At 69.3% G+C, this 12001-nt stretch carries 12 protein-coding genes; 5 read left to right on the forward strand and 7 right to left on the reverse strand.

What is annotated here, in order from left to right:
• The 5 genes from DW299_RS15255 to DW299_RS15275 all read left to right on the forward strand — a co-directional run.
• The coding region (locus tag DW299_RS15255) for a DUF6049 family protein (RefSeq protein WP_240745422.1) at positions 1-1336 on the forward strand (1336 nt) is incomplete at its 5' end.
• Positions 1333-2949, forward strand: coding sequence for a murein biosynthesis integral membrane protein MurJ (gene murJ, locus DW299_RS15260; RefSeq protein WP_136037079.1), 1617 nt, complete (start codon positions 1333-1335; stop codon positions 2947-2949). The genes DW299_RS15255 and murJ, both read left to right, overlap by 4 nt.
• 98 nt (positions 2950-3047) lie before the next feature.
• Positions 3048-4022, forward strand: coding sequence for a thioredoxin-disulfide reductase (gene trxB, locus DW299_RS15265; protein ID WP_136037080.1), 975 nt, complete (start codon positions 3048-3050; stop codon positions 4020-4022).
• A gap of 68 nt (positions 4023-4090) precedes the next feature.
• Positions 4091-4414 (forward strand): thioredoxin, encoded by a 324-nt coding sequence (gene trxA, locus DW299_RS15270; RefSeq protein ID WP_136033773.1) that lies wholly within the window; start codon positions 4091-4093, stop codon positions 4412-4414.
• Positions 4415-4612: 198 nt separating this feature from the next.
• Positions 4613-4804 (forward strand): hypothetical protein, encoded by a 192-nt coding sequence (locus DW299_RS15275; RefSeq protein ID WP_136037081.1) that lies wholly within the window; start codon positions 4613-4615, stop codon positions 4802-4804.
• A gap of 67 nt (positions 4805-4871) precedes the next feature.
• On the opposite strand, the gene DW299_RS15280 is transcribed toward DW299_RS15275, so the two are convergent.
• The 7 genes from DW299_RS15280 to DW299_RS15310 form a co-directional block, all read right to left on the reverse strand.
• On the reverse strand, positions 4872-5489 hold the full coding sequence (locus DW299_RS15280; protein WP_240745423.1) for a GNAT family N-acetyltransferase: 618 nt from the start codon (positions 5487-5489) through the stop codon (positions 4872-4874).
• A gap of 29 nt (positions 5490-5518) precedes the next feature.
• Positions 5519-6205 carry a PIG-L deacetylase family protein gene (locus tag DW299_RS15285; protein WP_136033771.1) on the reverse strand — a complete coding sequence of 229 codons (687 nt, stop codon included), beginning with the start codon at positions 6203-6205 and terminating at the stop codon, positions 5519-5521.
• 24 nt (positions 6206-6229) lie between these two features.
• Positions 6230-7117: a carbohydrate ABC transporter permease gene (locus tag DW299_RS15290; RefSeq protein WP_136033769.1), complete on the reverse strand. Its 888-nt coding sequence runs from the start codon at positions 7115-7117 to the stop codon at positions 6230-6232.
• Positions 7117-8091 (reverse strand): carbohydrate ABC transporter permease, encoded by a 975-nt coding sequence (locus tag DW299_RS15295; protein WP_205812707.1) that lies wholly within the window; start codon positions 8089-8091, stop codon positions 7117-7119. Before DW299_RS15295 ends, DW299_RS15290 begins: the two co-directional genes overlap by 1 nt.
• A gap of 66 nt (positions 8092-8157) precedes the next feature.
• Positions 8158-9462 (reverse strand): extracellular solute-binding protein, encoded by a 1305-nt coding sequence (locus DW299_RS15300; protein ID WP_136033767.1) that lies wholly within the window; start codon positions 9460-9462, stop codon positions 8158-8160.
• A gap of 24 nt (positions 9463-9486) precedes the next feature.
• Positions 9487-10443, reverse strand: coding sequence for a GNAT family N-acetyltransferase (locus DW299_RS15305; protein WP_136037082.1), 957 nt, complete (start codon positions 10441-10443; stop codon positions 9487-9489).
• 113 nt (positions 10444-10556) lie between these two features.
• Positions 10557-11744 (reverse strand): exo-beta-N-acetylmuramidase NamZ family protein, encoded by a 1188-nt coding sequence (locus DW299_RS15310; RefSeq protein ID WP_136037083.1) that lies wholly within the window; start codon positions 11742-11744, stop codon positions 10557-10559.
• Positions 11745-12001 lie beyond the last annotated feature (257 nt).

Genomic DNA, 12001 nt, shown 5'->3' on the forward strand with positions numbered 1-12001 from the left:
CCTGAGCGCGCTGCTGTCCCCGCTGCCGTTCGCCGCCCTCCTCGACCCCGCCGCGTTCCCGCAGCAGCAGGCCACCGCCGAGCCCACGTCCGCGCCGGGGTCGACACCGAGCCCCTCGCCGGGGAGCACGAACGCGCCCGCCCTGCCCGACGACGCGACGCTCACCGAGGTCGACGGCGCTCTCCCCCGCATCGTGTGGCCGGAGCAGGACCTCACCCAGGCCGACGTGACGGCGTTCGCGGGGTACCTCGGCCAGGGCACGACCACGGTCGTGTCGTCCGACACGGTCGGCGGACCCACCGCCGCACACGCCACCGCGGGCGGACAGGACCTGCTGGTGACCGACGCAGCGACGTCCGCTGCGCTCTCGGGCGCCGCCGGGGCGTCGGATCCGGTCGTGCGGCAGCGTCTGCTCGCGGAGGCCGCCGCGCAGCTGTTCCTGGCGCAGGGCGCCACGGGCGGCGCACCGCTGCTGGTCGGACTCGACCGCGACGAGACCCGCACGGCCGACGCGCTGCGCGACGCGATCTCCGCCGCCGACTCCGTCGGGTTCGAGCTGTCGACGGTCCGCGCCGCCGCTCCCGTCGCGGTCACGCTGCCGGAGGCGGCCGCCGCCCCCCGCTCGGCCGACCTCGTGAACCTGCTCACCGACGAGCAGTCGCTCACCGCGTTCTCGTCGATCCTGAGCGAGCCCGACGTGCTGCTCGCCCCGGAGCGGATGCGCATCCTGCGCACGATCGCGGTGGGGTCGTCCGACGCCGCGTTCGCCGAGAAGGTCGCGGCCCACCGCGCCCGCACGACCACGACCCTGTCGAGCGTGAGCATCCCCCCGTCGAGCACCATCCAGCTCCTCACCGCGAACGCCGACCTGCCGATCGCGGTGCGCAACGACCTCCCGTGGCCCGTGACCGTGCGGCTGTCCGCCTCGCCGAGCGACCCGCGCCTCGAGGTGAAGCCCATGATCGAGACGGTCGTGCAGCCCCAGTCGAGCACGCGGGTCAAGGTGCCCGTGTCGGCGCGGGTGGGCAGCGGCGAGCTCGACCTCCGCCTCAGCCTGTCCAGCCCCACGGGCGTGACCATCCAGTCCGAGCAGTCGGTGCGGGTGGCGGTGCGCGCCGAGTGGGAGACGATCGGGCTCGTGGTGTTCGGCGGCCTCGCCGTGCTGCTCATCGCCCTCGGCGTGGTGCGCACGGTGCGCCGCAAGCGCCGGGAGGCCATCGAGGAGCACGCGGTCGAGGTGGCCGTCGACGAGCTGATCGAGGAGAAGGAGGCCGAGGCGGCGGCGCAGGAGCGCGCACTCGACCGCGACGCCCCGCCGACGAAGGAGACCCCGTGACGAGCCTCGGACGCGCGAGCGCCATCATCGGTGCCGGCACCCTGGTGTCACGCCTCACCGGCCTGCTCCGCAGCATCGTGCTGGTGGGCGTGCTGGGCGCCGTGGGCTCGGAGGCCGCCGACGCCTTCACCTTCGCCAACACCCTGCCCAACAGCGTGTTCTCGCTGATCTCGGTCGGCGTGCTGACGGCGGTGATCGTGCCGCAGATCGTGAAGGCCACGGCCGACGCCGACGGCGGCAACGCGTTCATCTCGAAGCTGTTCACGCTCGGCACGGTCGTGCTGGTCGCGACCACCGCTGTCGCGACGATCGCCGCCCCGTGGCTGGTCGTGCTGGTCGCTGGCCGGGCGCCGCTGGAGGCGCAGGCCCTGGCGACCGCGCTCGCCTACTGGTGCCTCCCGCAGATCCTCTTCTACGGCCTGTACGCGCTGCTGGGCGAGGCCCTCAACGCGCGGCGCATCTTCGGCCCGTTCACGTGGGCGCCGGTCGTGAACAACATCGTCTCGATCATCGGCTTCCTGATCCTGGGGGCGCTGTTCGCCCCGGTGCCGACGAAGGCGGCGGAGTGGACGCCCGCGATGATCGCCACGCTCGGCGGCACGGCCACGCTCGGCATCGCGCTGCAGGCGCTGGTGCTGCTCGTGTTCTGGCGGCGCACCGGGCTGGCCCTCAAGCCCGACTTCCACTGGCGCGGCGTGGGCCTCGGCACAGTCGGCAAGCTCGCCGGCTGGACCTTCCTGATGGCGTTCGCGAGCCTGGCCGCCGGCGTGCTCCAGGGCAACATCGTGAGCGAGGCCTCCGGTTCGGGCGCCTCCGCGACGGTCACCGCGAACGCGTGGCTGATCTTCATGCTGCCGTACTCCGTGATCGTGCTGTCGATCGGGACGCCCTACTTCACGCAGATCAGCGAGCACGCCGCGGCCGGACGCGACCCCGAGGTGCGCGCCGACATCTCGCGCAGCATCCGCACGCTGCTGTTCTTCATCGTGGCGGCCGTCGCCGCCGTGGCCGCCGCTGCGATCCCCGCGTCGCGCGTGTTCACGAGCTCCGCGCCCGACGCCGAGGCCGCCGCGCTGGTGCTGCTCTGCTATCTCGTGAGCCTGATCCCGCTGACGATCCTGTTCATCGTGCAGCGCACCTTCTACGCCTACGACGACACCCGCACGCCGTTCTGGTTCACGATCTTCCAGTGCGTCCTCATCGTCGCGACGGCGCTGCTCGCGGGCGGGCTGTACCAGGCCGGGGTGATCCCGATCACGATGCTCGCGGCCGCGGTCGCCCTCGGCCAGTCCGTCGCGAGCACCCTGCAGACGATCGTCGCGACCTGGCTTCTGCATCGTCGCCTCGGCGGTCTCGGCGTGCGCACGTGGGCGACCTCGATCGGCCGCTTCGCGGTGGCGGCGATTCCCGCGGGCTTCGCCGGGTGGGGCGTGTTCCAGCTGATGGGCGGCGCCGGCGGCTGGACCGCCTCGGACAAGATCCAGGGCGCCGTGGGCACGGCGATCATCGGCCTCGTCGTGGTCGCGGTGTACATCGCGCTGCTGGCGGCGATGCGGGCGCCCGAGCTGAAGGCGGCGGGGGGCCTGGTGCGCCGTTTCCTCCCTGGTCGCTGAGGCCCGCGCGCGCCTGCCGCTGGGGAATGCCCCGCGGTTACCATGGGTTGAAGCAGTCGGACGTCTTTCGACGGCACCGCCTTTCTAACGGAGATCACATGCGTCAGGTCATCATCATCGGCTCCGGCCCCGCCGGATTCACGGCTGCCATCTACGCCGCACGCGCGAACCTGGAGCCGCTGCTCATCGCGAGCTCGGTCGAGGTCGGCGGTGAGCTGATGAACACCACCGAGGTCGAGAACTACCCGGGCTTCCCGGAGGGCATCCAGGGCCCCGAGCTGATGGCCAAGTTCCAGGAGCAGGCCGAGAAGTTCGGCACCGAGGTCCTGTACGACGACGTCACCGAGCTCGATGTCGCCGGCCCGGTCAAGAAGGTCACGCTCGGCTCCGGCGCCACGCACGAGGCGAAGACCATCATCTATGCGACGGGCTCGGCCTATCGCAAGCTCGGCATCGAGGGCGAGGAGCGCCTGTCGGGCTTCGGCGTGTCCTGGTGCGCCACGTGCGACGGCTTCTTCTTCCGCCAGAAGACCATCGCGGTCGTCGGCGGCGGCGACTCGGCGATGGAGGAGGCGACCTTCCTCACGCGCTTCGCCGACAAGGTGTACGTGATCCACCGCAAGGACACCCTGCGCGCCTCGAAGATCATGCAGGAGCGGGCGTTCGCGAACGAGAAGATCGAGTTCGTGTGGAACAGCGAGGTCGCGGAGATCCTCGGCGAGACCGCGGTCACCGGCGTGCAGCTGCGGTCCACGGTCGACGGCTCGCTGCGCGACCTGCCCCTCGACGGCCTCTTCATCGCGATCGGCAACGACCCGCGCACGCACCTCGTGCACGACAAGCTCGAGCTCACGTCCGAGGGCACGATCTGGGTCGAGGGCCGCTCCTCCCGCACCTCGGTCCCCGGGGTGTTCGCGGCGGGCGACGTGATCGACCCGACCTACCGTCAGGCCATCACCGCCGCCGGCACCGGCACGGTCGCCGCGCTCGACGCGGAGCACTTCCTCGCCGATCTGGAGGACGCCTCGGTCGAGGTCCCCGCCGCGGAGGCCGCCGAGGTCATCACGGCCTGATCATCGCTGGGAACACTTTCCCCTCGCCCGTTGTTGTAGCAGGCGAACCTCGAACAAGGAGAACTCTGATGAGTGCAAAGGCAACGAGCCAGGCGACCTGGGAGCAGGACGTGCTGCAGGCCGATGGTCCCGTGCTGGTGGACTTCTGGGCCGAGTGGTGCGGTCCGTGTCGTATGGTCGCGCCGGTGCTGGACGAGATCCAGGCCGACAACCCCGACAAGATCACCATCCTCAAGCTCAACGTCGACGAGAACCCCGAGCTCGCCATGAAGTACCAGATCACGTCGATCCCGGCGATGAAGGTCTTCCACGGCGGCGAGGTCAAGACGACCATCATCGGCGCCAAGCCGAAGTTCGCCCTCGAGAAGGATCTCGCCGACTTCATCGGCTGATCCTCCCCGGACGACGAGAAGGGGCCGCACCTCCCGGGGGTGCGGCCCCTTTCTGCGTCCCCGCCCCTCAGTGCCGAGGCGTTATGGACCAGTCTCCATTGGGTGGCGTGGATCGGTCGTTCACGACTAGCGTGTTACATGACGACTGCCTGGCTCGGCAGTTGCCGGAGTGCTCAACAGGCGGACAGGAGACAAGCGATGAACCCGATGATCGTTGGCGTAGGCGTCCTCCTTGTCGCCTCTCCGGCCATCCTCCTTGTCGCGCTCATCGTGATGATCCGGCGCTTTCGAGACAGCGTCCATGCGGAGCTTCGTCGCCTTCGAGAAGACGTGAGTCGGAAGACTGGCGAAGAACCCAGGACGGATGAGCACGGGCAGGTGATCGGCTGATCCTCCCCGGACGACGCAGAAGGGGCCGCACCTCCCGGGGGTGCGGCCCCTTCTGCGTCCCCGGCCCTCAGTGCCGCGGGGTCACGTCGTCGAGGAGCATCCCGAACGTCACGCCGTCGTCCGTCCGACGCAGCTCCGCGAAGCCGAGGCGACGGTAGAACGCGATGGCGCCGGTGTTGCGCGTCCCGGCGGTCAGCTGCAGTCCCGGCACGCCCCGGTCGCGCAGCAGCGTCGCGAGCGTGTCGATCAACCGCCGCCCCCACCCGTGGCCCTGCGCCTCGGGCAGCAGGTCGATGTGCAGATGCGCGGGGTAGCGGTCCACGAACGGCACCGGACCCTCGCCGATCCTGCGGGCGAACGCGACGATGGTCGCATCCCTGCCCCCGTCGGCACGGTCGCCCCGATGCCGCGCCTCGCGGGGAGGCCACCACGCGTGCCGGAACCACTGCTCGTACGCGGTCGTGTCGGGCGCGCACACCACGTACCCGACCACGCGGTCGCCGGCGTCGAGCACGACACACGTCTCGGGGCTCCACGCCGCGTAGGGCAGCGCGAACACCTCCCCCAGCAGCCGTGGCGAGCGGTAGAGGCCCGTGGCGTCGGCGCCCGAGTCCCCCGTGCGCAGGCACACGGCGGCAAGGTCGTCCTCGTCGCCCACGCGGAAGGGCCGGAGGCGCAAACGCACCTCCGGCCCTTCGGTCGAGCGCTCGGGGCTCACGGCCCTGCCAGCTCGGCGCCCTTGTCGCCGCGCTTGAAGCCGCACGCCCGGGTGGTGCCGGCAAGGCAGCCCTTCGCGAGCATGTTTGCGCTGTAGTAGTCGATGTACCGGAACCCGTAGGTCTCTCCGCGGGCGAAGGCCTGGCCCTGGATGGCCGCCCGCCAGGTCTCGAACGCGGCGTCGGGGATGTCCACGTACAGGTCGGGCGTGAAACCCTCCGCGTCTTCCCAGTTGTCCGCGTGCAGGAACTGCGAGATGCCGTGGCGTCCGTACGGGCTGTCCACGGGGAGAGACGCGAGGAACCGGCCGCGCTCCGCGAGGATCGCCGCGCGCTCGTGGTCGCGGTGGATGCTCGTGGTCCAGTGCGTGATGAGGATCTCGGGCTTCTCCTGCCGGATGATGTCGGCGATCTGTTCCGCGGCGGAGTCGTCGTCGGGCAGGAAGCCGTCGGAGTAGTCCAGCACGCGGAACTCGGCACCGATCGCCGCCGCGAAGGCCTCGCCCTCCGCCACCTTCTGCTTCCGGTACTCGTCGGGCGCGATCGTGGGGTGGCCCCGCTCGCCGTAGGTGCACGCGAGGATGATCGCCCGGTCCCCCTCCTGCACCATCTTGGCGAGGGTCGGACCCGCCGTGAGGTCCATGTCGCCGATGTGCCCGCCGATGGCGAGTACGGTCCTACCCATTGTCATCACTCCGTTTCGTGGGGGTCACTTCATTCCGCTGAGCATGACGCCGCGGACGTAGTACTTCTGCAGGAACAGGAAGATCAGCAGCACCGGGAGGGTGCTGATGACGATGCCGGCCATCACGATCGGCATGGTGCGGTTCGGGTCGATGAAGCTCTGCAGCATCTGGATGCCGACGGGCAGCGTCATCAGGTCGGGGTTGGCGGAGGCGATCAGCGACGACCAGATGTACTCGTTCCACTGGCCGACGAACGTGATCACGCCGAGGGTGATGGCCACCGGCGTCGCCTGCGGCAGCACGATGTTGAAGAACAGCCGCCACTCCCCCGCACCGTCGATGCGCGCGGCCTCGAGCATCTCGTCGGGCACGCCCACCATGAACTGGCGCATCAGGAAGATGCCGAACCCGCTGACGAGGAACGGCAGCATGAGCGAGACGATGTTGTTCGTCATACCGCCGAACCCACCCTGGCCGAGGATGTTGTTGCCGCCCACCAGCGGCCAGTTCAGCATGATCAGGAAGTCGGGGATCAGCAGCAGGAACGGCGGCAGCATCATGGTCGCGAGCACGAACCGGAAGATCACGTCGCGACCGCGGAACCGCAGCTTCGCGAGCGCGTAGCCCGCCATCGCGGAGGTGATGAGCACCGACGCGGTGACCACGAGCGTCACGACCGTGCTGTTGAAGAACAGCTTGTCCAGCTGCAGCTGCTCGAACGCGGCGGTGTAGTTGTCCCAGGTCCAGTTCTCCGGGAAGAACCGGTACGGGAAGATGCCGTACTCACCGGGGCCCTTCAGCGAGCTGAAGACCGTGTCGAAGAACGGGACCACCATCATCACGCCACCGATGGCGACCACGAGGTAGGAGATCCACGGGAACGGGTGGCGCTTGCGCTGACGGACGCCCATCAGTCGTCTCCTCCGGTGCGACGGCTGATCCAGAGCTGGAGCAGCGTGATGATGAAGATGATCAGGAAGAGCACCATGGCCATGGCGCTCGCGGTGCCCCAGGCGCCGAACTTGAACGCCTGCTGGTACATCTCGAACGCGGCGACGTTCGTGGCGTTCGCGGGTCCGCCGTCCTTGGTCATCACGATGATGAGCGCGAACGACTGCAGGCCGGCGATGCACTGGGTGATGAAGACGAACACCAGGGAGGGCCGCAGCAGCGGCAGCGTGATGCTCCAGAACGTGCGCCAGGAGTTCGCGCCGTCGATCTCCGCGGCCTCGTACATGGTCTTGTCGATGCCCTTGATGCCCGCCGTGAGGATGAGCACGGCCGCGCCGATCGAGGCCCACGCCTGCACCACGGCGACCGCGGGGAGGGCGAGGTTCGGGTCGGACAGGAAGCCGATGGAGTTCACGCCGAGGGCGTTGAGCACGGCGTTGATGAGGCCGGCCGGCTGGTAGAGCATCTTCCACACGTTGCCGATCGCGACCACGGTGGCCACGACGGGGAGGAAGTACAGGAACCGCCAGAAGCCCTGGAACTTGAGGCGTTCGATGAGCTGGGCGACGACGACCGAGCCGCCGACCGCGAGGATCACGGCGATGATCGCGAACAGGAACGTGTTGATGAGGATCGGCTGCACGAACGTGCTGTCGATCTGCAGGATCTCCAGGTAGTTCTGGAACCCGGTGAACTCGATCTTGGTGAGGTCGTATCCGCCCCAGGTCGACAGCGACAGGAAGATCGCGAAGAAGGTGGGCAGGATCAGGAAGACGGTGAAGAACAGCAGGGAGGGCGCGAGGAACAGATACCCGGCACGGGCTTCGCGGCGGAAGCGACGCGAACGCGGCTTGGCCTTCTTCCCGACCGTCGTCACCGCGATCGTGTCCTCCGCGGCTTCCTGCGCCGCCGTCATGAGAGTGGGGTTGGCCATCGGCCCTCCGTGGGTGGTCTCGGGGTGGAGGGCGGGGACGCGCGTGGTCCCCGCCCTCCGGTGGTGCTACTGGGCGTCGATCTCCTTGACCAGCTTCGAGAAGGTGGTCTTCACGTCGGCGCCGTTGACGATGATGTCGTTGAGCGCCGTGTTGGTGGCGGTCTTCGCCTCGTAGGCGTTCGACGCGTTCGACTCGGCCATCGCGTAGTCGGCGGCGGCGTAGATCGCCTCGAGGTTCGGCTCCTCGGCGAGGTACTTCGGGCCGAGGATCTCCGCGTCCGTGGTGCGCGGCGGGATCAGGCCCTGCGTGGCGAGGAAGTCGCCGAGGGCGGTGACGCCGTCCTCGTTCTCGTGCGAGTTGAGCCAGCTGAGGAACTTCCAGGCCTCTTCCTGGTGCTGGCTGCCGGAGTTCACGCCGGTGAAGAAGCTGTAGGCGAGGGAGCCCACGTCACCGGTCTCCGGGCCGGGCACGGGGGCGACGCCGACGTTGGCGTAGTCGTCGCCCATCGAGGCCTTCAGGCTGCCGATCCACCAGCCGGCCTGCACGGCCATGGCCACGCCGCCCGTGGGGAACGCCTTCGTCGGCATGATCGAGGTCGAGGTGGCGCCGGTCTCGGCTAGGTCGGACTCGAGCTGCATCACGTCCTCGGCCTTGTCGTCCATGGCGGACTTCCCGTCGGCCGCGAGGAACTCGCCACCGGCGGAGTCGAGCAGCGACAGGAACGGGTGCACCGTGTGGTTGTCGCCGTCCTGGATGAGGGAGAGGCCCTGCACGATCGTGTTGCCCGAGCCGTCCTTCTTCGTGGTGGCGTTGGCGGCCTCGACCAGCTCGTCCCAGTTCGCCGGCGGGGCGTCGTAGCCCGCGTCGGCGAGGAGCTGCTTGTTGTAGAACAGCGCGTACGTGTTGAACTCGGTCGGGTATCCGAGGATCTCGCCGTCACCGGTCGTGACCGAGGCGAGCGCCGCGGGGCTGTAGTTGTCGGTGATGTCGGCCGCGACGTCCTTGGGCGGAGCGGAGAGCACGCCGTTGGCCTGCAGCTGCCCACCCCACAGGGAGTACGAGCTGACGATGTCGGCGCCGCGTCCGCCGGTCTGGCGCACGTTGAGGGTGGTGAGCAGCTCGTCGAAGTTGACGGCCTGCGAGGTCACCTGGATGTCGGGGTTCTCCTCGTTCCACTGGTCGATGAGGTCGCCGATCCCGGTCTTGAACGGGTCGCTGCCGTAGTGGCTGAGGAAGGTGAGCTTCACGACGCCGTCGTCTCCGCCCCCTTCCGCCCCGGTGGTGCATCCGGCGAGGGCGAGCGCGGCCGCGCCCGTGAGCGCGACGGTGGTCACCAGGCGTCGGCGGTGACGCTGTGCTGCAGACTTCATGTGATTCCTCTCGGGTGGGCCGCGTCAGGCGGCGGTGGGGGCGTGCAGGATCGTGAAGGTGCGAGTGATCTCGAACCCGGTGTTCAGGTACAGGTGTCCGGCGGCGGAGGTCTCCTCGGTCCACAGGAACCAGGCGCTGTGGGCGCCCAGGGCACGCATGCGCTCGAGCGTGAGGTGCAGCAGGATCTTCCCGAGTCCCGTGCCGCGGCTCTCCGGCAGCACCCCGAACGGGCCGAAGCGCTCCAGCACGTTCTCGTACGTGCCGTGCATGGCCCAGCCGAGCATGGCGCCCTCGGGGTTGCGGCAGACCATGATGCGCTCGAGCGACTGTCCGCCGAGCACGCCCTCGCGGATACCGCGCGACCAGTCGGCGTTGAAGGTGCCGGCGATCTCGATCAGGTCGACCAGGTCGTCGCCCGTCGGCGAGAAGAACGTCCAGCCCTGGTCCCGGAGCTCGGCGATGCGGGCGCGCACGTCGTCGGGCATGGCGTAGTCGTTGAGCGTGCGGTCCATGGCGACCGAGGTGTACTGCGTCTGGAAGCCGACGGAGCGCAGGAACGCGTCGGCTTCGGGGTAGCGGTCGGCGTCGAGCCCGGGGAGGAAGTAGTTGGGCGTGTACGACGAGAAGTAGACGGTCTCGACGCCGTGCCCGCGCAGCCACTCCTTCGCGGCGGCCATCAGGGTGGTGGCGATGCCGTGGCGTCGGGCGGACGGGACGACGAAGAAGAACGGGATCCAGCCGGAGGTGGGCTCCAGGTCGTCGCCGTCGGCCGCGATCTGGCGGCGGACGGCGTAGACCGCGCCGACGATGTCGCCGTCGGACTCGGCGAGGAAGAGGCCGTCGGCGTCGAAGTTGCGGTCGAGCAGGATCAGGTCGCGGAACCGCTCGTAGCTGATGCCGTCGGCGGGCGCCGCTTCGGTCCAGGCTCGCGCGATCTCGGGGCCGTCTCCCGCGCGGAAGGTCCGGACGATGCTCTCCATTGATATCTCCTCGGGTGAAGGGGGGTGCGGCAGCGCGATGGGAATGAAAGTACATTCACCGTCGCGTCGATGTCAATAAGTTTTGGTCACGATTAACATGACGGAAATAATTTTCAGCGTGGGTAGAGCAGCACGTCGTCGCCGTACGCGTCCGCGACTCGCTGAGGCCCCGCGGACAGCGCCGCCAGGTCTCGCCCGGCGTTCAGCGCCTCACGGAGGCTGGTGGACCCCCACAAGCGGTCGAGCGCGTAGCCGGAGTCGCCTGGATCGAGCCGCTGTCCCGCATCCAGGCTTTGCACGTCCTCCGGCGCCGACGTACGGGCGGCCTCCAGCACCGCCAGGGCGGTCCCCACCGGGTCATACGCCCGGTGGTCGGTGATGTGCAGCTGCACGCCCCGAGCGGTCTCCCCCACGTGCTTGTGGAACGTCGGCTGGAAGGCGATGTCGCGGAACAGCACACCCGGCAGGTCGCGCCCGCGCAGGTCCTCCGCGAACGCGGCCGTCAGGAACGGAGCGCCGATGGTCTCGAACGGCCGCGTGGTGCCGCGCCCCTCGCTCAGGGTCGTGCCCTCGACGAGCCCGGTGCCGGCGAACGCGTACACCGAGTCGAGCGTGGGGATGTTGGGCGACGGCGGCACCCACGGCAGTCCGGTGGCGGTCCAGTCCCGCGTGGGGTCCCAGTCCGTCAGCGTCACCACGTGCAGGTCGAGCTCGAGGCCCTCCGCGGCGAGGTCGCGGCGCGCGAAGAGGCGTGCCAGCTCCCCGGCGGTGAGGCCGTGGCGCTGGTGGATGTCGCTGCGCCCCACGAAGCTCGTGAAGCGCTCGCCCTCGATCCCGGGGCCCGCGAGCACGGCGCCGCCCAGCGGATTCGGTCGGTCGAGCACGGTGAACGGCAGCCCGAGGCGCGCGGCGCTGCGCATCGCGTCGTACATGGTCCAGATGTAGGTGTAGAAGCGCACCCCGATGTCCTGCATGTCGAAGGCGAGGGCATCCACGCCGGACGCGGCGATCATGTCGTCCAGCGCCGCACCCTCGGTGAGGTAGGTGTCGCTGAACGGGAGCCCGGAGCGTTCGTCGCGCTCGATCGCGGTGCTCTCCCCCGCCTGCACCGAGCCGTCGAGACCGTGCTCGGGGCCGAACAGGTGATGCAGTCGCACACCCGCGGCCGTGAACGCATCGATGTTCCGGGACAGGTCGGGCATGGTCCCGGTGAAGTTGGTGAGCAGGCCGATCCTGCTCCCGGGGATCAGGTCGGCCCGGTCTGCTGCACGCTCCGCTCCGATGCGTACGCGTGACGTCATGGCGAACTCCCTTGTCTTTCATGAACACACGGAAGTGCCGGTCAGTGCCCGCCCCGCCGCGTTGCTGTCACCTTTTTACCAGCATGAAGCGATTTATGAAAATCATGTTCAGAAGTCTTGTGCGGGACGCCCGTCCCTGATCATCCGCCTCCGTCGCCCCGGCGCCGGCCGCGCACCCACCTCGCACTGCCCCCACACCGCCCCCCGCGCTGCAGCGGGCCCGGCCCACGCATCCCCCGCGCCGCCGCATCGCGCGC

Source organism: Microbacterium sp. K35, assembly GCF_004794375.1.
GTDB classification, from domain to species: Bacteria; Actinomycetota; Actinomycetes; order Actinomycetales; family Microbacteriaceae; genus Microbacterium; species Microbacterium sufflavum.

What these genes read in the sequence shown, in the direction of transcription:
- DW299_RS15300 (WP_136033767.1), bottom strand. Translation starts at nt 9,462, where the DNA reads ATGAAGTCTGCAGCACAGCGTCACCGCCGACGCCTGGTGACCACCGTC.
- DW299_RS15310 (WP_136037083.1), bottom strand. Translation starts at nt 11,744, where the DNA reads ATGACGTCACGCGTACGCATCGGAGCGGAGCGTGCAGCAGACCGGGCC.
- DW299_RS15305 (WP_136037082.1), bottom strand. Translation starts at nt 10,443, where the DNA reads ATGGAGAGCATCGTCCGGACCTTCCGCGCGGGAGACGGCCCCGAGATC.
- trxB (WP_136037080.1), top strand. Translation starts at nt 3,048, where the DNA reads ATGCGTCAGGTCATCATCATCGGCTCCGGCCCCGCCGGATTCACGGCT.
- DW299_RS15285 (WP_136033771.1), bottom strand. Translation starts at nt 6,205, where the DNA reads ATGGGTAGGACCGTACTCGCCATCGGCGGGCACATCGGCGACATGGAC.
- DW299_RS15295 (WP_205812707.1), bottom strand. Translation starts at nt 8,091, where the DNA reads ATGGCCAACCCCACTCTCATGACGGCGGCGCAGGAAGCCGCGGAGGAC.
- DW299_RS15275 (WP_136037081.1), top strand. Translation starts at nt 4,613, where the DNA reads ATGAACCCGATGATCGTTGGCGTAGGCGTCCTCCTTGTCGCCTCTCCG.
- DW299_RS15290 (WP_136033769.1), bottom strand. Translation starts at nt 7,117, where the DNA reads ATGGGCGTCCGTCAGCGCAAGCGCCACCCGTTCCCGTGGATCTCCTAC.
- trxA (WP_136033773.1), top strand. Translation starts at nt 4,091, where the DNA reads ATGAGTGCAAAGGCAACGAGCCAGGCGACCTGGGAGCAGGACGTGCTG.